Source organism: Streptomyces malaysiensis subsp. samsunensis, assembly GCF_024519315.1.
Taxonomy (GTDB): Bacteria; Actinomycetota; Actinomycetes; order Streptomycetales; family Streptomycetaceae; genus Streptomyces; species Streptomyces malaysiensis.
Genome location: NZ_JANIIC010000051.1, coordinates 41,087 through 65,918, shown reverse-complemented (window position 1 = coordinate 65,918; position 24,832 = coordinate 41,087). Strand labels below are relative to the sequence as shown.

The following is a 24,832-nucleotide window of genomic DNA, read 5'->3' as shown; positions in this document are numbered from 1 at the left end:
CGAACGTTTCTGCTGCATTCCGTTCAGGCGATGAGGCGAGACCATGCACTATCTGGCAGAAGGGCTCCGGCTCCCCACCAATGCGCTCGACTACACGATCCTGATCCTCTATTTCGCCGTCGTCCTGGGCGTGGGATTCGCCGCCAGAGCGAGCGTCAAGACCAGCCTCGACTTCTTTCTCTCCGGCCGGTCGCTGCCCGCGTGGGTCACCGGTCTGGCCTTCGTCGCCGCGAATCTGGGCGCCCTGGAGATCCTGGGCATGGCCGCCAACGGCGCGCAGTACGGTGTGTACACCGTGCACTGGTACTGGGTCGGGGCCATTCCGGCCATGGTCTTCCTCGGCCTGGTGATGATGCCGTTCTACTACGGTTCCAAGGTACGGTCCGTGCCCGAGTTCCTGCTGCACCGCTACGGACCGTCCTCGCACCTCCTCAGCTCGATCATCTTCTCGGTGGCGTCGGTGCTGATCGCGGGGGTGAACCTCTACGCGATGGCGATCGTGGTGGAGGCCCTGCTCGGCTGGCCGCAGTGGGTGGCCATCGTGGTCGCGGGGCTCTTCGTGCTCGCGTACATCACACTGGGCGGGCTCTCCTCGGCGATCTACAACGAGGTGCTCCAGTTCTTCGTGATCCTGGCCGCCCTGATCCCGCTCACCGTCGTCGGCCTCAGGCGGATCGGCGGCTTCGGCGGGCTCAAGGACTCACTCGTGGCCTCCCACGGCCCCAACTTCGTCTCCGCCTGGGGCGGCACCGGCATCGGCTCCGCCAACCCGCTGGGGGCCAACTGGCTGACCATCGTGCTGGGCCTCGGCTTCTGTCTGAGCTTCGGCTACTGGACGACCAACTTCGCCGAGGTGCAGCGCGCCCTGTCGGCCAGGAATCTCTCGGCCGCCCGGCGCACCCCGCTGATCGCCGCCTTCCCGAAGGTGCTCATCCCGCTGATCGTGGTGGTGCCCGGACTGATCTCCCTGGTCCTGCGGCCGGACATCGGTTCGAAGAAGAGCGGTCTCCAGTACAACGACGCGATTCCGCTGCTGATGAGCGAGCTGCTGCCGAACGGGGTGCTGGGGCTCGCGGTGACCGGGCTGCTGGCCGCCTTCATGGCGGGCATGGCGGCCAATGTGTCGTCCTTCAACACGGTCTTCACCCACGACATCTGGCGGGCGTACATCCAGCGGAACCGGTCGGACGGGTACTACCTGCTGACCGGGCGGGTGGTGACGGCGATCGGGGTGCTGGCCGGTATGGGCACGGCCTTCATCGCCTCCTCCTTCAGCAACATCATGAACTACCTCCAGACCCTGTTCTCGTTCTTCAACGTGCCGCTGTTCTGCGTCTTCATCATCGGGATGTTCTGGAGGCGGGCCACCGCACCGGCCGGGTTCTGGGGGCTGCTCTGCGGCACGCTCGCCGCGCTGATCAACTACTTCTGGCTCTACCGGGCGGACGTCATCTCCATCCCCAGCGACCAGGGCGCCAACTTCGTCTCCGCCATCGTGGCCTTCGTGGTCGGCGGGGTGGTGATGATCGCGGTGACCTTGTTCACCAAGCCCAAGCCGGTGGAGTCGCTGGCCGGTCTGGTCTACGGCACCACCGCGCCCGGTGTGGCCGAGCCACCGGCGCCGGGCGACGAGGCGTGGTACCGGCGCCCGGCCGTGCTGGGCTGGAGCGCGCTGATCCTCGCGGCCGTGTGCTACATCCCGTTCTCGCTGTGACCCTCCGGCGGACAAGGAGTCCACACCATGAGTGAGGAGTACGAATACCGGCACGAGGTCGAGGAGCTGGCGGAGAGGTCGGCGACCGCGGCCCGGCTGTTCGATGTGCGGCGCATCATCGGCGGGCTGTTCGTGGTCTACGGGATCATCGTCCTCATCGCCGGGTACACCGCCTCCGACGCGGATGTGAAGAAGGCGTCGGGCATCAACATCAACCTCTGGACCGGATGGTGCGTGCTCGCGGTCGGCCTGCTCTTCCTGCTCTGGATGAAGCTCAGGCCACTGTCCGCCCCCGGGGCCGTGCCCAAGCCGGAGCCCTCCCGGCCCGGGAACGGGCCGGGAGCCGGAACCGGCACCGGCACCGGGAGCGGCACCGGGACCGGGGAGGGCTGAGCGGCGCACGGGCCACCCCGCCGGTACGGCTGGCGGCGCCGGTACGGGCTACGGCGGCAGCGCGCGCTACGGCGCCGACGCGGGCGGCCGGGGCGACGCGGGCGGCCGGGGCGGGGGCTCCTCGGTCGTACGGCGGGACGCGGCGCGGTCCAGCAGCCCGGTGCGCGCGGCCAGGGCCGCCGCCTCCAGCCGCGAGCCCACCCCGAGCTTCATCAGCACCCGCTGCACATGGGTGCGGGCCGTACTGGGGGCGATCCCCATGCCCGCCGCGATCAGCCGGGTGTCCTCGCCCTCGGCGACCCGCACCAGCACCTCCACCTCGCGCGGGGTCAGCATGCGCAGCAGCCGGGCACCCTCGTCGTCGGGCTGGGCCGCGGGGTTGAGCAGCTCCGCGAACGCCCCCTGGAGCAGCTGCGGCGCCACGGCCGCCTCGCCCGCCCGCGCCTTCATCATGGCGCGTTCGACACCCTCGATCCGCTCGTCGTGGCGCACATAGCCGGAGGCCCCGGCGGCGAAGGCGGCGGCTATGCCGCGCGGGCTCGGCACCGGGCCGAGCACCACCACCGCGACCTGCGGCCGCTCCTTCTTGATCCGCATCACCGGGTCGAACACCCCCGGTTCGGCGGGTGCCGCCGTGCCCAGCAGGCACACCTCCGGCGCCCGGCTCACCACCAGGTCCGCCGCGCCCGCGCTCGGCGCCGCCGCGGCGAGCACCCGGTGCCCGCGCAGCTTCAGCGCCGAGGCGAGCGCCTCCGCGAGCAGACGGTGATCGTCGACCACCATGAGTCGCACGCCCATGAGCTCCCCCCATTCGCTCAGGGGGGAAAGCTACACGCTTGTTCGACGTTGCGCGCCCCTTACCGGGGAGAAGCCCCTCGGAATGCCGAAATCCCGGCCATTCGTGCCTACTTGACGTCTGGTTGACGCCCCAATCGGATCGCTGCGGCCGGGTTCCGCGGGGGCGCGCACCCCGGCGCTCCGCCGGCGCGCAAAGCGGCGGCCCCGCCCGTACGGTGGGTACGGGCGGGGCCGCCGTGGGCTGGTTCGGCGGACGCCGAGGGTCAGCTCGCGCCGAAGACGAGCGCCAGCGGGTCGTCCCGGTCGTAGGTGCCCGAGGGCTTGCTGGCGTAGACGTCGCTCAGGTAGAGGTGCTCCGCGGAGTAGATGATCTCCGAGTAGCTGGGGCTGAACTTCGACTCCAGCTCATGGCTGGTGACGGGGTTCTGGAGCAGCTTGGTCTTGGCGTACGACTTGGGGTCGATCCGCCAGACCGCGCCGCCTGCCTCCCAGGTGCTCTCCTGGTAGGCGAGGACGGAGCCGTCCGCGTCGAGCCCGAGCGGGGTGAGCGCGGCGCCCTTGACCCCGTCGGTCTTCCCGATCGGCTTGCCGTTCTCCAGGCTGAAGGCCACGACCTCGTTGGCCGTCGCGGCGCTGGAGTCGGTGCGGTCCTCGGAGCCGAGGAAGAGGGTCTTGGCCGACTTGGAGACGGCGATCTTCCGGCAGCCCTCGACGTTGGTCGACTCGCACTTGGCGTCGTACTTGCCGTTCTCGGTACCGATCTTGCCGAGCACCTTGCCGGTCTTGGCGCTGTCGTCGATGGACAGGAAGTCCGAGACCGCCGAGCCGGTCGAGTCACCGGCGTCCAGGCCGATCACCAGCGGGTCGGTGGAGGCGACATGGACGTAGTCGATGCCCTGCGAGACCTTGTAGGCCGACTTCACCGCGCCCGTCTTCGGGTTCAGCGTCTGGACCTGGATCTGCGGGTTGTCGTAGTCGCCGCAGCGGCGCACCGCGACCAGCTTGTCCTCGCCGCCCGCGTAGCCGTCGTCCGAGCACTGCTCGCCCGACTTGGGCTTCCACAGCGCCTGGCCCGAGCTGGACCAGGCGGCGCCGCCGCTGGTGCCGCCCGCGGCCACCGTGCCGCCGCCGATGGTGACCTCGTCGAAGGAGATCTTCGAGTCACCCTCCTTGACGTTCCGGTGCCACAGCATCTTGCCGTTCTTCAGGTCGAGCAGCCCGACCTCGGTGCAGCTGGGGTACTTGTCGGCGGCCGACGGCTTGGCCTCCTGGTAGAGGACCGTGGTCAGCCCGTCCTTGGTGAGGTGGTCCGAGGACCAGCAGACCGCGCCGTCCAGCGGGATCGTCCACTTCGCGGCGCCGCCGCTCAGCGGATAGCCGACGATCTTGTAGACACCGGCCTTCACGAAGGCGTCGTCGGTGACCCACATGCCCTCGACGGTGACCTGGTCGGAGACCTTGGGCATCGGGACCTTGTTGAGCAGCTTGGCGTCGACGGCCTCGGCGGGCTTGTCCCCGTCGCCCGAGGAACCCTTCGAACCGCCCTGGCTGGACTGCTTGTCCTTGCCCTTGGCCTCGCTGCCGCCGCCGTCGTCCTCCTGGGTGGCGAACCAGATGCCACCGCCGATGATCAGGGCGACCGCGACCACGACGCTGACGATGATCGCCATGCGCTGCTTGGACTGGCCGGAGCCGCCGGGGCCGCCGGGGCCGGGAGCGCCGGGGTACTGGGCCTGCGGCGGCTGGCCGAATTGCGGCTGTCCGTAAGGCTGCTGGCCGTACTGCGGCTGCCCGTAAGGCTGCTGGCCGGATGCGTACGGCGACGACGCGCCGCCCTGGGGCGGCTGGCCGTACGCCGGCTGCCCCGGGTAGCCGTAGCCGCCGGCGCCCTGCGGGGGCGTCTGCGGCGGCGCCGGCGGTGCCGACGGCGGCGGAGGCGGGGTCTGCGGCGGCTGGCCGGGAGCCTGCGGCGGCTGGCCGGGGGCCTGCGGATAGCCGTAACCCTGCTGGCCCGGAGGCGGCGTGGGCGGCTGCTGCGGATAGCCGTAACCAGGATCCTGCGGCGCGCCGAAGCCACCCTGCGGCGGCTGGTTGGGCGGCGGAGGCGGCTGTGACATGCGAAGTCCTTCAGATGCGGGGCCCATCGACCGACCGGCCTCCCCCGCGATCCCGGTGGTTCAAAACCCTCCGGGAAGGAGCGAATCGGACAGGGCACCCCGCCATTGAGCGGAAGGCAGGCGGGAGTTCTTTGTATCACCCGTAAGGGGCGTTATAGGGACCAGTGCCCAGGTCATCGACCAGCTGAGACCGGCCTGTGACGCGACCGTTGCCAGGGCACGCGCCACCGCCGCACAACCTCTTCACACGATGCTTTCAGGCCACTCACATGGAGAGGTGGCCCGTCCGCTTGTCCGTTGTCCGCCTGCCGCCCATCAACCGCTCATTCACCGCTTATCCGGTGCTCAGCCGGTGCTCGTGCGGTGCTCATCCGGGGCTCATGCGTCGTCGGCCAGCTCCAGCCAGCGGGTCTCCAGTTCGTCCCGCTCCCCCGTCAGCTCGCGCAGTTGGGCATCGAGCTCGGCGACCTTGGCGAAGTCCGTGGCGTGCTCGGCGATCCGCGTATGCAGCTCGGACTCCTGCCCGCTGATCCGGTCCAGGCGCCGCTCGATGCGCTGGAGTTCCTTCTTGGCGGCGCGCTGCTCGGCCGCCGACCGCTGCCGGGCGGCCTGTTCGTCGGTCTTCCGCTTGGCGGGCGCGGCGGCGGCCGGGGCGGCCGCGGCCAGCACCCGCTGCCGCCGCTCCAGGTACTCGTCCACACCGCGCGGCAGCATCCGCAAGGTGGCGTCGCCCAGCAGCGCGAGCACCCGGTCGGTGGTGCGCTCGATGAAGTAGCGGTCGTGGCTGATGACCACGAGCGAACCGGGCCAGCCGTCGAGCAGGTCCTCCAGCTGGGTCAGGGTCTCGATGTCCAGGTCGTTGGTGGGCTCGTCCAGGAAGAGCACATTGGGCTCGTCCATCAGCAGCCGCAGGATCTGGAGCCGGCGCCGCTCGCCGCCGGACAGATCGCCGACCGGGGTCCACTGCTTCTCCTTGGTGAAGCCGAACTTCTCGCACAGCTGCGAGGCGGTCAGCTCCCGGCCCTTGCCGAGGTCCACCCGCTGCCGCACCTGCTCGACGGCCTCCAGGACCCGCAGGTTCGGGTCGAGTTCGGCGACCTCCTGCGACAGATACGCCAGCTTCACGGTCCTGCCGACCGCGATCCGGCCCCCGGCGGGCTGCCGTTCGCCCTCGCTGCGGGCGGCCTCGGACAGGGCGCGCAGCAGCGAGGTCTTGCCCGCGCCGTTCACCCCCACCAGGCCGATCCGGTCGCCGGGCCCCAGCTGCCAGGTCAGATGCTTGAGCAGCACCTTGGGCCCGGCGGTGACGGTCACGTCCTCCAGGTCGAAGACGGTCTTGCCGAGCCGGGAGTTCGCGAACCGCATCAGCTCGGCGCTGTCGCGGGGCGGCGGCACGTCGGCGATCAGCGCGTTGGCCGCCTCGATACGGAAGCGGGGCTTGCTGGTACGGGCGGGGGCGCCACGGCGCAGCCAGGCGAGCTCCTTGCGCACCAGGTTCTGCCGCTTGGCCTCCTCGCTGGCGGCGATGCGCTCGCGCTCGGCGCGGGCGAAGACGTAGTCGCTGTAGCCGCCCTCGTAGTCATGGACGGCGCCGCGCTGGACGTCCCACATCCGGGTGCAGACCTGGTCCAGGAACCAGCGGTCGTGGGTGACCACCACCAGGGCCGAGCGGCGGGCCCGCAGATGCCCGGCCAGCCAGGAAATGCCCTCGACGTCGAGGTGGTTGGTGGGCTCGTCGAGGACGATCAGGTCCTGCTCGGCGATCAGCAGCTTGGCGAGCGCGATACGGCGGCGCTCACCGCCGGACAGCGGGCCGATGACGGTGTCGAGCCCCTGGGGGAAAGCGGGCAGGTCCAGCCCGCCGAACAGCCCGGTGAGCACATCCCGGATCTTGGCGTCACCGGCCCACTCGTGGTCGGCGAGATCGCCGATCACCTCATGGCGGATGGTGGCCCCGGGGTCCAGGGAGTCGTGCTGGGTGAGCACGCCGAGCCGCAGATCACCGGAGTGGGTCACGCGGCCGTCGTCGGCGGGCTCCAGCTTGGCGAGGATCCGGATGAGCGTGGTCTTGCCGTCGCCGTTCCGGCCGACGACGCCGATGCGGTCGCCCTCGTTCACCCCGAGGGAGACGCCGTCCAGCAGCGCACGGGTGCCGTACACCTTGCCTACGGATTCAACGTTGACCAGGTTGGTCGCCATCACACTCCATTACGCGGATCGATCGGCATCCCAGGGTAGTCGCCGCGCGGCGCGCCTCGCTCAGGGCCTGGGGAGGCGCGACCTGGGGACCGGGGCTCGGGCCCGACCGGCTGCGCCCTGGGGGCCGGGGCTCGGGCCCCGGGGGCCAGGGCTGGGCTCCCACGGTCAGGGCTGGGCTCCCGGGGGCAGGGCTGGGGCCCTGACCAGCCGCGGCCGCGGGGCCGGGACTCAGACCAGGACCAACCGCGCCCCGGAGACCAATGCTCAGGCCCAGACGAGCCGCGCCCCGGGGACCGGGACTCAGGCGACCGGGGCTCGGGCCCCGGGGCCAGGGCTCGGCTGACCAGCCGCGCCCGCTGGGGACCACCCTGACCAGCAGCACCCCGAGGGCCAGGGCTCAAGCCCCGACCAACCGCGCCCTGAGGCCCGGGACTCAGACCCTGACCAGCAGCACCCCGAGAACCGGGGCTCAGGCCCCGACCAGCCGCGCCCTGGGGGCCAGGGCTCAGGCCCCCCGGGGCCAGCCCTCGGCCCCTGACCAGCCGCGCCCGCTGGGGACCACCCCCATCAGCCGCGTCCCGAGGACCAGGGCTCAGGCACCGACCAGCCGTGCCCCGGGGACCGGGCCGGAGGTGATTCGGACCGTGCGGCAGGTGCCCGAGGCGGTCAGCGCGCCCGCCACCGCCTGCGCGGCCTCGGTGTCCTTGGCCAGGAAGGCGCAGGTCGGGCCGGAGCCCGAGACGAGGGAGGCGAGTGCGCCCGCGTCCGCGCCGGCGCGCAGGGTGTCGGCGAGCGCGGGACGCAGCGAGAGCGCGGCGGGCTGAAGATCGTTGGAGACGGCGGCGGCCAGCGCGGTGGCATCGCCCGTGCGCAGCGCGTCCAGCAGCGCCTCGGAGGGCTCGGGCTCGGGGACGTCGGCGGCGCTCGCGCCCGCGCCGGACGCCTCGCGGAGCCGGTCGCATTCGCGGTAGACGGCGGGGGTGGAGAGCCCGCCGTCGGCGACGGCGAACACCCAGTGGAAGGTGCCGCCGGTCTCCAGCGGGGTCAGCAGCTCGCCCCGGCCACGGCCGAGGGCCACGCCGCCGACGAGGCTGAACGGGATGTCGCTGCCCAAGTCGGCGCAGATCTCGAGGAGTTCGGCGCGGGTCGCCTTGGTGCCCCACAGCGCGTCGCAGGCCAGCAGCGCCCCGGCGGCGTCCGCGCTGCCGCCCGCCATACCGCCCGCGACGGGGATGTCCTTGGCGATGTGGAGATGGACATCGGGCGCGATGCCGTGCCGTTCGGCGAGGGCGGAGGCGGCACGGGCGGCGAGGTTGGTGCGGTCCAGGGGCACCTGGCCGGCGTCCGCGCCCTCGACGGTGAGGCGGAGGGAGTCGGCGGGGGTGGCGGTGACCTCGTCGTGGAGCCCGACGGCCAGGAAGACGTTGGCGAGGTCGTGGAACCCGTCGGGGCGCAGTCCGCCGACCGCGAGCTGGACGTTGACCTTGGCGGGCACACGGGCGGTGACGGGGCGGGTCACGGGGCTCCTTGGTGGGGTTCGGGTGTTCCGGTGGGGCCATTGTCCCGCCTGTGGGGGCCTGGGGGTGGCTTGTTCCCCCCCCCGCCCCTTCCCGTAACCGGGGCTACGCCCCGGACCCCGTTCCGGGCGCTCCGCCCCCGAACCCCCGCCGGGGCTCCGCCCCTGGACCCCGCTCCTCAAACGCCGGAGGGGCTGGATAGTGACACATCTCCCGAGCCCCCACTCCCCGACACCGGAGGGGCAGACGGTGGGACACCCCCGCCCCAGCCCGGCCCAGAGGGCTTTACCCCCAGGGATTGCACCCCATGACCCGACGAGGCTCCGGGTACACGGCTCCGTGCCCTAACCCCCGGCCAGGGCACGGCCAAAGCGGAACCCCAGCGGGATTAGGGCAGCACCTCGGCGGGGGTTCTCGGGGGCAGAGCCCTGGCAAGGCTCCCGGCCCCCAATTTGCCCTCCGGCCCCTGACCCCAGGCCGGGGCACAGTCAAAGCGGGATCTAGGGCAAAGCCCCAGCGAGGGGCTCCGGGGGCGAAGCCCCCGGCGGAAGCGGAAGCAGGGCTTGAGGCAACGCTCCGGCGAGGGTTGGGGGCGGAGCCCCGGCGAGTCTCCCGGCCCACGGTCTCGGCTCCGGCCCCTGCCCCCGGCCGGGACACCACCGAAGCAGGGCCTGGGGCAGAGCCCAGCGGGGGTTCTGGGGCGGAGCCCCGGCCCCCGGCTCGCAGCTCCCGCCCCTGACCCCCGGCCAGGGCACGGCCAAAGCAGGGCCCGGGGCAAAGCCCCAGCGAGGGGCTCCGGGGGCGAAGGCCCTGGCTAGGGCTCAGGCACGGAGTCCCGGCGAGGCTCACGGTCCCCCGCTCCTTCTCCCCCCAACCGGGGCACAGCCGAAGCGGGGCCTGGGGCGGAGCCCCAACCGGGGATCCGGGGCAGAGCCCCGGCGGGGGTTCGGGGCGGAGCCCCTGGAACCGGGCCCGGGGGCGGAGCCTCCGGGATGGGGTCCGGGGCGTAGCCCCGGTTACGGGGAGGGGCGGGGTGGGGAACAAAGCGCGACCGCAGGCGCGACGTCGGATCAGGCCGCCGGACCGTGTTCGGCGATCGCGGCGAAGTCCTCCACCGTCAGCGCCTCGCCACGCGCCTGCGGCGAGACCCCGGCGGCCTTCAGTGCCTCCTCGGCAGCCCCCGCCGACCCGGCCCACCCCGCGAGCGCCGCCCTGAGCGTCTTGCGGCGCTGGGCGAACGCAGCGTCGACCACCGCGAAGACCTGCTCCCGGGTGGCCGTGGTGCGCAGGGGTTCGTCCCGGCGTATCAGCGAGACCAGGCCGGAGTCGACGTTGGGCGCGGGCCAGAAGACGTTGCGGCCGATCGCGCCCGCGCGCTTGACGTGGGCGTACCAGGCGGCCTTCACGGAGGGGACGCCGTAGACCTTGGAGCCGGGTGGCGCGGCGAGCCGGTCGGCGACCTCGGACTGGACCATGACCAGCGTCCGTTCGATGGTCGGGAAGCGGCCGAGCATATGGAGCAGCACGGGCACGGCGACGTTGTAGGGCAGGTTGGCGACCAGTGCGGTCGGGGCGGGGCCCGGGAGTTCGGTCACCCGCAGGGCGTCGCTGTGCACCAGCGCGAAGTGATCGGCGCGGTGCGGCAGCCGGGCCCCGACGGTCGCGGGGAGGGCGGCGGCGAGGACGTCGTCGATCTCGATGGCGGTGACCCGGTCGGCGGCCTCCAGCAGCGCGAGGGTCAGCGAGCCGAGCCCGGGGCCGACCTCGACGACCACGTCCTCGGGGCGCACCCCGGCGGTCCGAACGATCCGGCGGACCGTGTTGGCGTCGATGACGAAGTTCTGACCGCGCTGCTTGGTCGGGCGTACGCCGAGCCGCGCCGCGAGTTCGCGGATGTCGGCGGGGCCGAGCAGGGCATCGGCATCGGGACCGGGGACGGGGACGGGGACGGGATCGGTGGAGCTCACCTGGGAAGTTTACGGCTGCTCTTCGGGCCCCGGTTCACGGACGTCGGAGCCTGGCTTACCGACATCGGAGACCGGTACGCAGACATCGGGACCCGGCTTACCCACGTCGGAGCCCGGTTCACGGACGGGGCAGGGCGTCCCCGCCCTCAGGGGGCCGGCCACACCGGCCGGGGGCACCCCCAGCCGGGCGCCGAAGGGGCGCGTCGCTGTCGCAAGGGCGAGCGGGCGCGGAGAGCGCGTGCTGCGGTCGATGTGCGCGCGGCGCCGCCTGGACGACCGAGTACAGCCGACCGTCGGCAGGGACACCTCCCAGCGGAAGTCGGCCGCGATTCGAATCGCGCCCCGGAGGGGCGCGGGGCTGTGCCGCCGCGCGGCCGCGGCCGACCCCGGCGGTGCCGCGGACGATCGACCACAGCTCAGGGCACTTCCGGCGGAGCGCTCAGCGCGCCCCGGAGGCGATCCGGGCCCGGATCATTGGTGCAGCTTGCGGCCGCACGTGGGCCAGGGGCCGGCGCCGCGCTGTTGGTAGAGCTTCTTGGCACGGTAGGTCTGTTCGGCCGGGGGCGCGTCCTGGGGGCGGCCGTGGCCGCCGAGGGCGTGCCAGGTGCCCTGGTCGAGCTGGTAGAGGCCGCCGTAGCGGCCGGAGTCGTCGACCGCGTCCGGGCGGCCGCCCGATTCGCAGCGGGCCATCGCCCGCCAGTTGAGCCCGTCCGCCGGGCCGCCGACCCTCGCGGGCACGATCATGGTGCCGACCCGGACGATCCGGGCCACGGGCGCCTTGACGATCTCGCTGCCGATCTTCCGCGGCCGCTGCCGTACGCCGTTGACGCTGCGCACCCGGTAGGTGATGCGCAGGGTGCCCGGTTCGCCGGGGCGTCCTTCGATCTCGGTGCCCTTGGGGAGCGTGGGGTCGGCGCGGCGGACGGTGGTGAAGGGCACCGGCTGGTCCCGGACCTCCTTGCCGCCGGTGATCCGCATCACCGTCACCGTCTGGCCGTCGCGCGGGAAGCTGTCCAGGGGCACGGAGGTGGTGTCCTGGCCGCGCAGCGTGAGCCCGGCGGCGGTGAGGGCCTCGCCGACGGTGGCCGCGTTGGTGCGGACGGGGTGTTCGCGCCCGTCGGCGCGGAAGGTGACGGTCCGCTCGGTGCGGACGTGCAGGAGCAGACCGCGGCTGGTGATGGCGGCGGAGCGGGAGGCGGACAGATACGCGCCCTCGGCACGTACGCCCAGTTGGCGCAGTGCGCCGTCAACCGTGCGCGCCGTGGTCCACACCCGGCGGCGCTCCCCGTCGAGGGTGAGGGTGACCGGGCGGCCGTAGCGGATGGCGATCTCGTCGCCGTCGGCGAGCCGCTGTCCGGGCGCGGGGGCGACGATGTCGTGGGCGCCGACGCGGAGGTCCTCGTCCGCCAGCAGCTCGCCCACGTCGTCGGCGTAGGTGTGCAGGGTGCGCGCGTCGCCGTCGACGCTGAGCCGTACGGCCTTGTCCTGGGCGACGAAGGCGGAGGTGCCGCCCGCCAGCGCGGCGACCACCATCGCCTGCGGCAGCAGCCGCCGCATCGGGTCGGCCCGCCCGGGGGCGCCGCGCCGGGCGGCTCGCCGGGCGGCTCGGCGGGCGGCTCCACGGCCACCCGGGACGCGGTGGCTGCCACTGCGGCTCACGACAACACTCCGGTAACACTCCACAAGTCCACTGATCAGGGCGTTGGGTCCGGGACTGTAGCGGAGTGGAGGTGACTCTCCAAAGGAAGATCATCACGCTGTGTGATCACCCGCTCCGGAGCGCCACCGCCTCTCAATAGCCGAAAACGCGCGCCGTATTGGCCGCCACGGCGGTCGCCAGGGTGTCCTCGGGGACGTTCTTGACCTCGGCCATGGCCCGCAGGGTGAGCGGAATCAGATACGGAGCGTTGGGCCGTCCGCGGTAGGGGACGGGGGTCAGGAACGGGGCGTCGGTCTCGACGAGGACGAGGTCGAGCGGGGCGACGGCGAGGGCGTCGCGCAGCGGCTGGGCGTTCTTGAAGGTGACGTTGCCCGCGAACGACATGTAGTAGCCGTGCTCGGCGCAGATCTTCGCCATGGCCGCGTCACCGGAGTAGCAGTGGAAGACGACGGTGTCGGGCGCGCCCTCCTCCGCGAGCACCCGCAGTACGTCGTCATGGGCCTCGCGGTCGTGGATGACCAGCGCCTTGCCGTGCTCCTTGGCGATGGCGATGTGGCGGCGGAACGAGCGCTCCTGGGCGGCCATGCCCTCCGGGCCGGTGCGGAAGTAGTCCAGGCCCGTCTCGCCCACGCCCCGCACCTGGGGCAGGGCGGCGAGGGCCGCTATCCGTTCGAGGGCCGCGTCCAGGGCGGCGTCGCCGCCGGGCTCGCGCGCGCCCTGCCGGGACCGGCCGTCGCGGGGGGTCTGGGGGGCTTGCCCCCCAGAAGGAGGGGTGCCGAGGACGATACGGGGCGCCTCATTGGGGTGCAGGGCCACCGTGGCCCAGACGCTCTCGTGCGCCGCCGCGGTCTCGGCCGCCCACTGGGACCCGGCCAGATCGCACCCCACCTGGACGACGGTGGTCACACCGACCGAGGCGGCCTTGGCCAGTGCCTCCTCGACAGTGCCCGACTGCATGTCCAGATGGGTGTGGGAATCGGCGACCGGGACCCGCAGGGGCTCCGGCGGTGGCGGGGGCGCGTCCTTTTCCTTTTGCCCGCCGTTCGCCTTGTCACTGCCGCCGCGGGTCGATGCTGTTTTCGCCATGGTCGCGATTCTATGAATCCCGGTGAATGTGCGGTGAATCGCGTCCGGCCGCTCAGTTGACCCGCGGCCGGCTCATGTGCACCAGCTCATGTGAAACGGCCGGGGAACCGGCTCATATGAACCGACGTGGAACCAGCTCATGTGAAACAGCTCATATGAACCGGATCGTCCTCAGTCGCGGTGGTGCTGAAAGGGATGCAGCAGATTCGGAAGGTGCCAATGGTGCCCACGGTGCCGCGCGGAGTCCTCGTTTTCCGGTGCCGCCGCGGCATCCGGCGCGGTGTCCGTCGGGGCCTCCGCCGGGGCCTCCGCCGCGCCCGTGCCGTCGCCCCGGCGCCGGGCGGTGTGCGGCCTCCCGCGCCGCGCACTCTCCAGGACCGAGGAGACCTGGCCCGACCGCATGATCCGCACCAGATGCGCACCGCAGTTGACGCAGTCCGGGCTCGTCAGCGGGGACGGGACGCGCCGGCCGCCGGTGAAGTAGACGACGAAGGCACGGCCCTCGCCGTCCACGTGGTGTTCGATGTCGTACGACCGCTCCCAGCCGTGCCCGCACTTCATGCAGGCGAAGGCGTACGCCTCGTGGGCCACCTCGCCGGGCTCATCGGAGGGGGTGTGGGCGGCTATCGGATGAGCACCGCTCGAGGTTCCCGCTATATCGCTCATGGCAGCTCCTCTTGTCACACAGGACAAGTCTTCCGGGATGGGATGGCCCCAGGTCTTCCACAACCAGTGGACGCCTTTCCCGGCGCGACCGCACCGGCTCTTCCCTCTCTTTGAGGGAGATTTGGCCCCGGCCTTCCCAAACCGGTGAGCAACTGCCCGGCTACTAACCTGAGCTTTGCTTTTCGCTACGGTGCTTTACCTTCGCGTGGCGTGCTCCCCGTCACGTTCTTCGCCGCCACCACGGCGTCGAACACCTGCCGTTTGGGTACCCCGGCCTCCTGTGCGACCGCCGCGATGGCTTCCTTACGGCGCTCACCGGCCTCCTCGCGCACCGCGACCCGGCGGGCCAGCTCGGCGGGGCCCGCCTCGTCGGGGCCGGGCGCGGGGGCGCCCTCGACCACGATGGTGATCTCGCCGCGCACGCCCTCCGCCGCCCAGGCGGCCAGCTCCGCCAGCGGGCCGCGCCGCACCTCCTCGTAGGTCTTGGTCAGCTCCCGGCACACCGCGGCGCGGCGGTCCGCGCCGAACACCTCGGCCATGGCCGCCAGGGTGTCGTCCAGCCGGTGCGGGGCCTCGAACCAGACCAGGGTGCGGCGCTCGTCGGCGACCTCGCGCAGCCGCGTCAGCCGCTCCCCCGCCTTGCGCGGCGGGAACCCCTCGAAGCAGAAGCGGTCCACCGGCAGCCCGGAGACCGCCAGGGCGGTGAGCACCGCGGAGGGGCCGGGCACTGCGGTGACGGTGATCCCGCGCTCCACGGCGGCGGCGACCAGGCGGTAGCCGGGGTCGGAGACCGACGGCATGCCCGCGTCGGTGACCAGCAGCACCCGGGCGCCCTGGGCCAGCGACTCGACCAGCTCGGGCGTACGGGCCGATTCGTTGCCCTCGAAATAGGAGACCACCCGGCCGGACGGGCGCACGTCCAGGGCCTGGGTGAGGCGGCGCAGCCGCCGGGTGTCCTCGGCGGCGATCACATCGGCGGCCGCGAGCTCGGCGGCCAGCCTCGGGGGCGCGTCCGCCGTGTCGCCGATGGGGGTCCCTGCCAGTACGAGCGTTCCAGTCACGCCCACCATCCTCGCAGCCGGACGCGGCGGGCCCGGCGACAGGCCGACCCCGGCGGCACCAGGCCGAACCCGGCGACGAGGCCGGCCCCGAGGCGGCCGCCCCGGGCACGAATCCCCGTTCGCCGCCTTTCCCCGCCACACTCACAGACCCCTTCCCTACGATGGCCCGGTGAGCAGTGACACCGCGACCCACGCCCAGCCGGGCAAAGCCACCGGCCATCAGCCGCCGGCCTGGCAGCGCCGGCTGCGCCGTTTCGGATACGCGGGCCAGACCAGGCCCGGCGTACGGGAGCGGCTGGTCCCGCCGTACGCGGAGCCGGGCACCCGGCTCTGGGAGGTCCTCGGCGCGGCCCCCTCGGCGGCGGCCAGAATCGCCCGCTGGAGCGGCTGGGGCGGTCCGCTGCTGGTCGCGCTGTGCGCCGGGCTGACCCGTTTCTGGCGGCTGGGCAGCCCGGACAACGTCATATTCGACGAGACGTACTACGCCAAGGACGCCTGGTCGGTCTGGGAGTACGGCTACGAGGGCACCTGGCCGAAAAACGCCAATGACCGGATCCTCGACGCCCCGCAGCACATCCCGCTCGGCGACGCGGCCTCGTATGTGGTGCATCCGCCGGTGGGCAAGTGGGTCATCGGGCTCGGCGAGCAGTTCTTCGGGCTGCACCCGTTCGGCTGGCGGTTCATGGTCGCGGTGCTCGGCACGCTTTCGGTGCTGATGCTGTGCCGGATCGGGCGGCGGCTGTTCCGGTCGACGTTCCTCGGCTGTCTGGCGGGCGCGCTGCTGGCCGTGGACGGGCTGCACTTCGTGATGAGCCGCACGGCGCTGCTCGACCTGGTCGTGATGTTCTTCGTGCTGGCCGCCTTCGGGGCTCTGCTCATCGACCGGGACCGGGCGCGCGCCAGGCTGGCGGCGGCCCTGCCGGCCGGTGAGGACGGCACGGCGCGGCCGGACCCGGCGGTGGGCCAGGGTCTGAAGCTGGGCGCGCGGCCATGGCGGATCGCGGCCGGGGTTCTGCTGGGCCTGGCCATCGGCACCAAGTGGAACGGGTTGTACGTACTGGCGGCCTTCGGCCTGATGACCGTCCTGTGGGACGTGGGCAGCCGCCGTACCGCGGGCGCGCTCCGCCCCTACCGGGCGGTGCTGCGGCGCGATCTGGGCTGGGCGTTCGGCTCGCTGGTGCCGGTGGCGATCGTCACGTACATCGCCTCCTGGTCGGGCTGGTTCACCGCGAGCGGCACCTTCGACCGGACCCGCGGCTGGCGGCACAGCGGCTACTTCCGCCACTGGGCCGAATCCGGCAAGCCCGACGGCGGCGGCTACGGCACCGGCGGCGCCTTCGACTGGCTGCTCAACCCGCTGCGGAGCCTGTGGCACTACGAGTCCGAGGTCTACAAGTTCCACGTCAACCTCGACTCACCGCATGTCTACCAGTCCAATCCGTGGAGCTGGCTGATCCAGTCCCGCCCGGTCTCGTACTTCTACGAGTCCCCGCGGGCCGGCCAGGAGGGCTGTCCCAAGGACGCCGCCGAGAAGTGCGCCCGCGAGGTGCTGGCCATCGGCACCCCGCTGCTGTGGTGGACGGCCTGTTTCGCCCTGCTGTACCTGCTGTTCCGGTGGGCGCTGCGGCGCGACTGGCGGGCCGGCGCGATCCTGTGCGGAATCGCCGCGGGCTATCTGCCGTGGTTCCTCTACCAGGACCGGACGATCTTCTCCTTCTACGCCGTGGTCTTCGTGCCCTTCCTGTGCCTGGCGGTGGCGATGATGATCGGCGCGCTGCTGGGGCCACCGGGCGCGAGCGAAACCCGCCGGGTGATCGGCGCGGTCGGCTCGGGCGCACTCGTCCTGCTGATCATCTGGAACTTCATCTACTTCTTCCCGCTCTACACAGGCCAGACGATCCCGATGGACGACTGGCGGGCCCGGATGTGGCTCGATACCTGGATCTGACCCCCGGCCCGCCGTCTGGTTCCGGCCACTGCCCCCGTGCCCCCTACTGTGAGGGCGCGGGGGCGTCACGTGGTGCCGGTAGAGTGCCGGGCACCGCGACCTCCATCGACTGATGGAGGGACCCGAGAACACAGTGTGGGGGTTCTGCAATGCGGAGTGGCGCGAGAGCCGCGATCGTCGGTGCGGTGTTCGCCGCCATGGTCGGAGTGGCCGGTTGCGGCAGCGGCCAGGACGATTCATCGAGCGCGAAGGACGGTGCGAGCGCCGGCTCGGGTGACGACAAGCCGTCGCTGAAGAAGGTGAAGACCGGCCCGCCCAGCGCGGCCGAGGTGAAGACCACCGCCCGCGCGTTCCTGGCGGCCTGGGCGGAGGGCGAGACGGCCAAGGCCGCCGCCCTTACGGACGACAGCGGCGCGGCCACCACGGCGCTGAGCGGTTACCGCAAGAAGGCCCGTGTGGCCAAGGTGGCGCTGGAGGCGGGGCAGGCGAGCGGTGCGAAGGTGCCGTTCTCGGTCAACGCGCAGATCTCCTCCGGCGGTGCGAGCATCCCCTGGACGTATGAATCCTCGCTGACCGTGACGCGCGACACCGAGACCGGCAAGCCGGTCGTCGCCTGGAAGTCCTCCGTGGTCCACCCCGACCTCGCCGAGGGCGACACGCTGAAGACCGGTGCGTCCGAGGCGCCGCCGATCAAGGCGGTGGACCGGGACGGCAAGGAGCTGACCGCCGCCGAGCACCCGACCCTGAAGACCGTCCTGGCCGCGCTGCGCGAGCGGTACGGCAAGAAGGCGGGCGGCAAGCCGGGCGTGGAGACCTGGATCGCGCGTGCCAAGGGCTCCAAGTCCCCCGACAAGACGCTGAAGGTGCTCTCCAAGGGCACTCCGGGCACGCTGCGCACCACGATCGACGCATCGCTTCAGCGCACGGCCGAGCAGCAGGTGGGCAAGCGCACCAAGGCGTCGGTGGTGGCGGTCAAGCCCAGCACCGGTGAGATCCTCGCGCTGGCCAACTCCCCCGCGAGCGGTTTCAACACCGCCTTCCAGGGCTCGTACGCACCCGGCTCGACGATGAAGATCATCACCTCGGCGACGCTGATCGACAAGGGTCTGGCGGCGTACGGCAAGCCGCATCCGTGCCCGAAGTACTTCTCCTACGGCGGCTGGAAGTTCCAGAACGACAAGAAGTTCGAGATCAAGAAGGGCACCTTCGAGCAGAGCTTCGCCCGCTCCTGCAATACGGCCTTCATCAGCCAGGCGGGCAAGCTGAAGAACGACGACCTGACCAACGAGGCCCGGGACGTCTTCGGCATCGGGCTCAACTGGCAGACCGGTGTGCCCACCTTCGACGGCTCCGTGCCGGTGCAGTCCGCGGCCTCCAAGGCCGCCTCGCTGATCGGCCAGGGCGGGGTGCGGATGAACCCGCTCAACATGGCGTCGGTCGCGGCCACCGCCTCCACCGGCACCTTCCGCCAGCCGTACCTGGTCTCGCCGTCGCTGGACAACCGGACGCTGGCCAAGGCGAGCAAGACGATGAAGTCGAGCACCCATGACCAGTTGCGGAAGCTGATGAACCTGACGGCCACCTCGGGCACCGCCGCGGAGGCGATGGCCGGGATGAGCGGTGACTTCGGCGCCAAGACCGGTTCGGCCGAGGTGGACAACCAGGAGAAGCCCAACGGCTGGTTCAGCGCGTACCGCGACGATGTCGCGGCGGCCGGTGTGGTCCCCGAGGGCGGCCACGGCGGCGACACGGCGGGCCCGATGGTGGCGGCGCTGCTGCGCGCGGGCGGCTGAGCGGGGCCTTCCACCGCGGTTCGTTCCGTCACGGTTCGCTCCGCCAGGGTTCGTTCCGCCGGCGTGACGGCACGGGAGCCGGGCGGGCGCTCAAGCGCCCGCCCGGCTCCTTCGCCTTCGGCCGACCGGCCGGTCGGCGATGGGATCAGCGGTCGGCCAGGCACCGTCAGCCGAGCGCGCGGCCGGTGGTGCTGTCCACGTGAGCGGGAATCTCGCCGTCATGGCGGTCGCCGGTCGAGCTGGTCCCCGAAGGTTCGAACATCAGGATCGAGCCGCCCGGGGAGGACGGCTTGTGCTCGGTGCCCCTGGGGACCACGAACGTGTCGCCCTTGTGCAGCAAGACCGTGCTCTCGGTGCCGTCGGCGTCCCTGAGGGCGATGTCGAACCGGCCGTCGAGGACCAGGAAGAACTCGTCGGTGTCGTCGTGGGCGTGCCAGACGTGCTCGCCCAGGGTGTGGGCGATCCGGACGTCGTAGTCGTTCATCCGGGCCACGATCCGGGGGCTGTAGGCATCGTCGAAGGAGGCCAGCGCCTCGTGGACATTGACGGGTCGCGTATCCATGGCCCGATCATCCTCGAAACACCGGGCGCGGTCTTGGACGCTGGTGCGACCCCCGGGGAAAAGTCGTGGCGTGGGCCGCGGGCGCGTCGGTAGCGTCGTTCCATGGTCGATCCCACCCCTGACACCGCCGCCCACCCCCGCTTCGCCGAAGCCCTGCGCGAGCTCGGCCTGGACGTCGAGGTGCGCCGCTTCCCCGACGCCACCCGCACCGCCGCGGAGGCCGCCGCGGCCATCGGCTGTGAGCTGAGCCAGATCGTCAAGTCGCTGGTCTTCGAGGCGGACGGACAGCCGGTGGTGGTGCTGATGGACGGGTCGTCACGGGTCGACGTCGAGCTCGTACGGCGCGAGTTGGACGCCGGTAGCGTCCGCCGGGCGAACGCCGCCCTGGTGCGGGAGACCACCGGCTACGCCATCGGCGGGGTGCCGCCCTTCGGCCACCGCACCCGCACCCGCGTCCTCGCCGACCGCGGGCTGCTGGACCACGGGACCGTATGGGCCGCGGCGGGCGATCCGCACACCGTCTTCCCGCTCGACCCCAAGACCCTTGTCGCGCATGCCGACGGCACCCTTGTGGATGTGCGCGAGCGGTCCGCGTGACCCCGCTGGTCACGGCCGCGGTGCTGATCGCGGCCGTCACCCACGCCAGCTGGAACGCGATCGCGCACGGCATCAGGGACCAACTGCTCGCCTTCACCCTGGTGGGCGGCGGCGGGGCGCTGTGCGGGCTGGCGCTGCTGCCGTTCGCCTCGCTGCCCGCGGCGGGCGCCTGGCCGTATCTGCTGGCCTCCGCGGCCATCCATGTGGTCTATCAGCTGCTGCTCATGCGCTCGTTCCACCTGGGCGATTTCGGCCAGATGTATCCCATCGCGCGCGGCACCGCACCGCTCGTGGTGACCGTGGCGGCCGCGGTCTTCGTCGGTGAGCGGCCGGACCACTGGCAGGCGGCGGGGGTCGCGCTGGCCTCGGCGGGGCTGGTGGGCGTGGCGCTGTGGGGGATCAGGGGGTCGCGGCACGCCGGGCGCGAGGCCGACGATGGCAACGAGAACGACGAGAGCAATGAGAACGGCGGGGCGAGCGGGGTGAGCGGCGGGGGCGCACCGCAGTGGCTCGCCCTTACGGCCGCCATCGCCACCGGTCTCTCCATTGCCGCGTACACCGTCGTGGACGGTCTGGGGGTGCGCGCCTCCGGCAGTCCGCCCGGCTATATCGCCTGGCTGATGATCCTCGAGGGCTTCGCCATCCCCGGCTGCGCCCTGGCCATCCGGCGCGGTGCGCTCCTTGGGCAGCTGCGGCCGGTCGCGGCGCGCGGACTGCTCGGCGGGCTGCTGTCGGTCTGCGCCTACGGCCTGGTCCTGTGGGCCCAGACCCAGGCCGAACTCGCCCCGATCGCTGCGCTGCGCGAATCGTCGATCATCGTGGGCGCGGCCATCGGGGCGCTGTTCTTCAAGGAGCGGTTCGGCGGTCCGAGGATCGCGGCGGCGGGGCTGATGGTGGTGGGCATCGGGCTGATGCTGCACGCCAGTTGATGCACTACGTGCTTCGGGCCGGCTCTCTTGGCGGCATCCAGGTGTGTGCGGCTACCCCTGGTCCAGCGACGCCCAGAAGCGGGTGAGCGCCTCCGCGCCGCGGGCGGGGTCGTGTGTCATCCACCAGTGGCCCAGCCCATCGAGGACCTCCACCCGGGCACCAGCGCGGCGCGCGGCGCGGCGGCGCTGCTCGGCGGTGCCGCCCACGTGGTCCTCGGTGGCGAGGAACACGAGTCCCGGCCGTCGCGCCGCGTTTTCCAGGTCCCGGCCGAGCTCGGCCATCACCGGTGGCATGGCAGAGGCGTAGAGCGCGAGGACGGCCCGGCCCATCTCCTCGTTCTGCCCCTGGGCGACCCACTCGGCCGCCGCCTCGCCCATCCCCCGCTCGACGAGCGTCGCGATCCGCTGCTCGACGGGCGCGCCGAAGCGTGCGGCCACATCGGCCTCTCCGATTCCCGGCGTCTGCCATCGCTGGGCGAACTCATGCCAGACGTAGTCGGGTTCGAAGACCGCGATCGTGTCGCTGGCCCAGCTCCGTACCAGCTCCGGGCGGCTCATCACCGCGTTGAGGACGTGTCCGCCGCCCCAGTCGTGGCCCACCAGGTCCACGGGCTCGGCGAAGCGTGTCAACTCCTCGATCAGCCAGTCGCGGTACTCCCCGACGGTCGCCCCGAACCCGGGCGGCAGTGGCGCGCCGAACCCGGGCGGGGACAGGCAGATGAGGTCGGCCGGAGCAGTGCCGGCGGCCTTCAGTTCGGCGAGCAGGGGATCCCAGACGGCCGCCGTCTCGGGATTGCCGTGTACGAAGACGGCGGGCATCAGACCACGCTCCCCTGGCGCGGCACGGTCGGCTGCAGGACCGATTCCACCAGCGCCTCGCTACGGAAATGGGACGCCGCCCGATAGTCGGGGTCAGGGATCATGTCGGCGAACGTCGGGCGGCTGGGGTGGCGCACCAGGAGCGCCGCGTCCCATGCCTGCCCCTCCTCGGCGACCAGGGCCCGACCGCCGTCCCCGAGGTACTCCACCCGCAATCCGTACCGCGCGTTGATCTCCGGGCCCAGCGCCTCGACGTAGCGCTGGTAGCTCTCACGACCGCCGTCCGGGCGGAACCGCAGCAGGTTCAGCATCACCACGGGGCCGCCAGGATCTTCGGCCAGCAGCGCATCGAGGGCGCGCTCATCTATGTCGATCATCGAAACCTCCAGTCAGGATGAGTGGCACCGTATAAACTTGTTGGACGACACGCAAGTTAGTGAGGACTCTCGTCATGACGCCCCCCGCCGCACCCAGAAGCAGCGCCGCGACCAGGCCGAAGCCGCCTTGCTGGCGGCAGCCGCCGAGCTGGTCGTCGAGCAGGGAGTGCGCTCGCTGACGCTGGCGCGGGTGGGTGAGCGAGCCGGGTACAGCCGCGGGATCATCGCCCACCACTTCGGTTCGAAGCAGGCTCTCCTCGAGCTCCTGGCCCGCACCGCACAAGCCGGGTTCGTGCCGGGCCTTGCCGATCTGCCCCCAGGACTGGACCGCCTCCTGCGGCTGATCGACGGCTACATCGGCGAACTCGGCCAGGTGGGCGCCGCCCATCACGCGTTCCTGCTGCTGTGGGCCGAGGCGCCCACCATGCCCGAACTGGCACCGATCTTCCGCGAGCGGGACGAGTCGTTCAGGGCCGATCTGCGCGTCGATGTGGCGGCCGGAATCGCCGACGGCACCATCCGCGACGACCTCGCACCCGAGGAGGTCGCGCCGGCGATCGTCGGACAGCTCCGAGGAATCGGGCTGCAACGACTTCTCGACCCGCCCGCCGTCGACACCGAACGCCTGCGGCGGTCGGTCACCGAGCAGTGGCGCCGGGCGCTGGCCACACCATCGGCACGGCAGCCATGAGCGGGCGGCTCGCACCCGAACTCCGTTGACCTTGCGCTTCGTTGCTCCTGCGCGGACGCCCCTGGGTAGGACAGAATCGGGGAGACGGTCGTCACAAGGGGGACTTGGTGCGGATCGACGTAGCGGTGAGCGGTGGGGAGGCGGAGCTGCGATCGCTCCGCGACTGGCTGAGCCGGGATCCCGGCGCGCGCCGCGGCGCCCATGTGGAGCTGGTCCAGGCCGAGCCGTCGCCCGGCCAGATGGGCGTGCTCACCGATGTGCTCCAGCTGATCACGGACAACGCCTGGAGCGCGGCATCCTTCGCGCTGGCGCTGTCCACCTGGCGGCAGACGCGCCCGCACGCCCGGCGGATCACCGTACGCCGCGGCGACCTTACGGTCTCCCTCGACGGCGGCGGCGACGAGGAGCTGAGGCGTCTGCTCGACGTGCTGGAGCCCCCGGCCGCCCCCGAGCCACCCGACCCGGACCGGGAACGGGACCGGGACCGGGAACGAGACCAGGACGGTCGGGCCGACGGCGGAGAAGGGCGATAGCCGTGGCCGTTCTGCCCGACCCGGCCGCCAGCCGCGCGGTGCTCATCGGCACCAGCCGCTATGCCCACCTGGAGCAGATCCCGGCGGTGGCCAACAACCTGAGCGCGCTGGCCGAGGCCCTGTGCGCCCCGCTGTCCTGGGGGCTGGGCATCGTCATCTACCGGTGGCTCCCCGACTTCCCGAGCGGTCAGGGCTTTTTGCAGCCGCTCGCCGACGGCCGTCTCATCCGGAGCACCGGCAACACCAATATCGCGGAGCTGGACGACCCCGCCATCGACCACCTCCTCGACACGGCCATCGCCGAACAGGACCCGGAGAAGGCCGGGAGCGACTATGCCCGGATCAATCGGAGGATCTCCGACTCCGCCGCGTTTCTGCCCATCCTGTTCGAGAAGAGCGTGATCTGGCGCGGCTCCCGGCTGACCAACGTCTATACGGGCGGGCCCTGGCAGGGCCGTTACGACTATGTCTCGCTGGGCGTCTCGGAGTGACGGAAGGCCCTGCGCGCCGCCACGTTCGTGGTGGTGATCCCGCCGTCCACGGGGAGGGTGATCCCGGTGATCCAGGCGGCGTCGGAGGAGGCGAGGAAGGTGATGGCGGCGGCGATGTCGGTGGGTTCGCCGACCCGGCCGAGGGGGTAGACCTCGGCGGCGCGGCGCAAGGTGTCCCCCTGGCCGTCCCAGCCGGGGGTGCGGATCGTGCCGGGGGCCACGAGGTTGACGCGGACGCCCCGCCCGGCCGCGTGGGCGGCCAGGGTGCGGGTGAGGCTGCCCAGACCCGCCTTGGCGGCGCTGTAGGCGTGGTTGCCGAAGTCCTGGAGGCCGTTGACCGAGCCGACGTTGACGATCGCGCCCCGGCCGTCCGCGGCGGCCAGATGCGGCAGCGCGGCACGGGAGCAGCGGAAGGCCCCACCGAGGGTGACATCGATGTCCTGCTGCCACTCGTCCTCTGGCTGGTCCTCGAACAGCGGGGTGTCGACATGGCACGAGTGGGCGCTGTTGACCAGGACGTCCAGCCTTCCGAAGCTCCTTACGGCGTGCGCCACGGCCGCCTCGGCGTCCGCCCGCAGGGCCGCGTCGCAGCCCAGCGACTCGGCCTCGCCGCCGTCGGCCCGTATGGACGCGGCGGCCTTGGCGGCCCGTTCGCCGTCCAGGTCGGTGATCAGCACCCTGGCCCCCTCGTCGGCGAAGCGGCGCGCGGTCACCTCCCCGATCCCGCGTCCCGCGCCGGTGAGCATGACCGCGTAGCCCTCGAATCTCCGCACCATGTGCCCCTTATCGTCGCCCGGGGGACCGCCGCCGCCTCTTGGCGGCGGGTCCGCCGGGGATCATGCCCGGCCCCGGCATGATCCTCACGCGCGGGACGTTGCACCATAAGGAGAAACACAGCACACACGCTCGGGTCG

22 protein-coding genes are annotated in these 24,832 nt (G+C 72.1%); 9 read left to right on the top strand and 13 right to left on the bottom strand.

The window, feature by feature from the left end; all coding sequences use genetic code 11:
- Positions 1–43: 43 nt before the first annotated feature.
- Together NQU54_RS34500 and NQU54_RS34495 are read left to right on the top strand one after the other, a co-directional pair.
- Positions 44–1,714 (top strand): sodium:solute symporter family protein, encoded by a 1,671-nt coding sequence (locus tag NQU54_RS34500; RefSeq protein WP_257634471.1) that lies wholly within the window; start codon positions 44–46, stop codon positions 1,712–1,714.
- 27 nt (positions 1,715–1,741) lie between these two features.
- The gene (locus tag NQU54_RS34495) at positions 1,742–2,107 is read left to right on the top strand and encodes a hypothetical protein (protein WP_257634470.1); all 366 of its coding nucleotides are present in this window, start codon (positions 1,742–1,744) and stop codon (positions 2,105–2,107) included.
- Between the two features lie 66 nt (positions 2,108–2,173).
- On the opposite strand, the gene NQU54_RS34490 is transcribed toward NQU54_RS34495, so the two are convergent.
- The 9 genes from NQU54_RS34490 to rsmI all read right to left on the bottom strand — a co-directional run bounded on the left by NQU54_RS34490 (position 2,174) and on the right by rsmI (position 15,178).
- A complete protein-coding gene (locus NQU54_RS34490; protein ID WP_257634469.1) occupies positions 2,174–2,905 on the bottom strand; it encodes a response regulator transcription factor in 732 nt (243 codons plus the stop codon).
- Positions 2,906–3,168: 263 nt separating this feature from the next.
- Complete coding sequence (locus tag NQU54_RS34485; RefSeq protein ID WP_257634468.1) at positions 3,169–5,022, bottom strand: YppG family protein; 1,854 nt, start codon at positions 5,020–5,022, stop codon at positions 3,169–3,171.
- 378 nt (positions 5,023–5,400) lie between these two features.
- The gene (locus NQU54_RS34480) at positions 5,401–7,221 is read right to left on the bottom strand and encodes an ABC-F family ATP-binding cassette domain-containing protein (RefSeq protein ID WP_257634467.1); all 1,821 of its coding nucleotides are present in this window, start codon (positions 7,219–7,221) and stop codon (positions 5,401–5,403) included.
- 592 nt (positions 7,222–7,813) lie between these two features.
- Positions 7,814–8,740 (bottom strand): 4-(cytidine 5'-diphospho)-2-C-methyl-D-erythritol kinase, encoded by a 927-nt coding sequence (locus NQU54_RS34475; RefSeq protein ID WP_257634466.1) that lies wholly within the window; start codon positions 8,738–8,740, stop codon positions 7,814–7,816.
- Positions 8,741–9,808: 1,068 nt separating this feature from the next.
- Positions 9,809–10,705 carry a 16S rRNA (adenine(1518)-N(6)/adenine(1519)-N(6))-dimethyltransferase RsmA gene (gene rsmA, locus NQU54_RS34470; RefSeq protein WP_257634465.1) on the bottom strand — a complete coding sequence of 299 codons (897 nt, stop codon included), beginning with the start codon at positions 10,703–10,705 and terminating at the stop codon, positions 9,809–9,811.
- Between the two features lie 471 nt (positions 10,706–11,176).
- Entirely contained in the window at positions 11,177–12,388 is a 1,212-nt protein-coding gene (locus NQU54_RS34465) for a resuscitation-promoting factor (RefSeq protein ID WP_372506136.1), read from the bottom strand.
- 109 nt (positions 12,389–12,497) lie between these two features.
- The gene (locus tag NQU54_RS34460; protein WP_257634464.1) at positions 12,498–13,451 is read right to left on the bottom strand and encodes a TatD family hydrolase; all 954 of its coding nucleotides are present in this window, start codon (positions 13,449–13,451) and stop codon (positions 12,498–12,500) included.
- 171 nt (positions 13,452–13,622) lie between these two features.
- A complete protein-coding gene (locus tag NQU54_RS34455) occupies positions 13,623–14,117 on the bottom strand; it encodes a hypothetical protein (protein WP_257634463.1) in 495 nt (164 codons plus the stop codon).
- Between the two features lie 185 nt (positions 14,118–14,302).
- Positions 14,303–15,178 (bottom strand): 16S rRNA (cytidine(1402)-2'-O)-methyltransferase, encoded by an 876-nt coding sequence (rsmI, locus tag NQU54_RS34450; protein WP_069864765.1) that lies wholly within the window; start codon positions 15,176–15,178, stop codon positions 14,303–14,305.
- A gap of 169 nt (positions 15,179–15,347) precedes the next feature.
- Here rsmI and NQU54_RS34445 point away from each other — a divergent pair, with 169 nt between their 5' ends.
- Together NQU54_RS34445 and NQU54_RS34440 are read left to right on the top strand one after the other, a co-directional pair.
- Positions 15,348–17,126, top strand: coding sequence for a dolichyl-phosphate-mannose--protein mannosyltransferase (locus NQU54_RS34445; protein WP_257634462.1), 1,779 nt, complete (start codon positions 15,348–15,350; stop codon positions 17,124–17,126).
- Between the two features lie 149 nt (positions 17,127–17,275).
- Positions 17,276–18,919 (top strand): penicillin-binding transpeptidase domain-containing protein, encoded by a 1,644-nt coding sequence (locus tag NQU54_RS34440; RefSeq protein ID WP_257634461.1) that lies wholly within the window; start codon positions 17,276–17,278, stop codon positions 18,917–18,919.
- A 166-nt stretch (positions 18,920–19,085) separates the two neighbouring features.
- On the opposite strand, the gene NQU54_RS34435 is transcribed toward NQU54_RS34440, so the two are convergent.
- On the bottom strand, positions 19,086–19,481 hold the full coding sequence (locus NQU54_RS34435; protein WP_257634460.1) for a cupin domain-containing protein: 396 nt from the start codon (positions 19,479–19,481) through the stop codon (positions 19,086–19,088).
- Between the two features lie 102 nt (positions 19,482–19,583).
- On the opposite strand from NQU54_RS34435, the gene NQU54_RS34430 reads away from it, so the two are divergent.
- Together NQU54_RS34430 and NQU54_RS34425 are read left to right on the top strand one after the other, a co-directional pair.
- Positions 19,584–20,078 carry a YbaK/EbsC family protein gene (locus NQU54_RS34430; RefSeq protein ID WP_257634459.1) on the top strand — a complete coding sequence of 165 codons (495 nt, stop codon included), beginning with the start codon at positions 19,584–19,586 and terminating at the stop codon, positions 20,076–20,078.
- Positions 20,075–21,007 carry an EamA family transporter gene (locus NQU54_RS34425; protein WP_257634458.1) on the top strand — a complete coding sequence of 311 codons (933 nt, stop codon included), beginning with the start codon at positions 20,075–20,077 and terminating at the stop codon, positions 21,005–21,007. Before NQU54_RS34430 ends, NQU54_RS34425 begins: the two co-directional genes overlap by 4 nt.
- 51 nt (positions 21,008–21,058) lie before the next feature.
- Here the strand turns inward: NQU54_RS34425 and NQU54_RS34420 are convergent, their stop codons facing one another.
- Positions 21,059–21,826, bottom strand: a complete 768-nt coding sequence (locus NQU54_RS34420; RefSeq protein WP_257634457.1) for an alpha/beta fold hydrolase — start codon at positions 21,824–21,826, stop codon at positions 21,059–21,061.
- The gene (locus tag NQU54_RS34415) at positions 21,826–22,203 is read right to left on the bottom strand and encodes a DUF1330 domain-containing protein (RefSeq protein WP_257634456.1); all 378 of its coding nucleotides are present in this window, start codon (positions 22,201–22,203) and stop codon (positions 21,826–21,828) included. Before NQU54_RS34415 ends, NQU54_RS34420 begins: the two co-directional genes overlap by 1 nt.
- A gap of 37 nt (positions 22,204–22,240) precedes the next feature.
- Here NQU54_RS34415 and NQU54_RS34410 point away from each other — a divergent pair, with 37 nt between their 5' ends.
- The 3 genes from NQU54_RS34410 to NQU54_RS34400 all read left to right on the top strand — a co-directional run bounded on the left by NQU54_RS34410 (position 22,241) and on the right by NQU54_RS34400 (position 23,918).
- Complete coding sequence (locus tag NQU54_RS34410) at positions 22,241–22,894, top strand: TetR/AcrR family transcriptional regulator (RefSeq protein ID WP_257634455.1); 654 nt, start codon at positions 22,241–22,243, stop codon at positions 22,892–22,894.
- 107 nt (positions 22,895–23,001) lie between these two features.
- Positions 23,002–23,427, top strand: coding sequence for an effector-associated constant component EACC1 (locus tag NQU54_RS34405; protein ID WP_257634454.1), 426 nt, complete (start codon positions 23,002–23,004; stop codon positions 23,425–23,427).
- 2 nt (positions 23,428–23,429) lie between these two features.
- The gene (locus NQU54_RS34400) at positions 23,430–23,918 is read left to right on the top strand and encodes a periplasmic substrate-binding domain-containing protein (protein WP_257634453.1); all 489 of its coding nucleotides are present in this window, start codon (positions 23,430–23,432) and stop codon (positions 23,916–23,918) included.
- On the opposite strand, the gene NQU54_RS34395 is transcribed toward NQU54_RS34400, so the two are convergent.
- Entirely contained in the window at positions 23,891–24,691 is an 801-nt protein-coding gene (locus NQU54_RS34395) for an SDR family NAD(P)-dependent oxidoreductase (protein WP_257634490.1), read from the bottom strand. The genes NQU54_RS34400 and NQU54_RS34395 overlap by 28 nt on opposite strands.
- Positions 24,692–24,832: the final 141 nt, after the last annotated feature.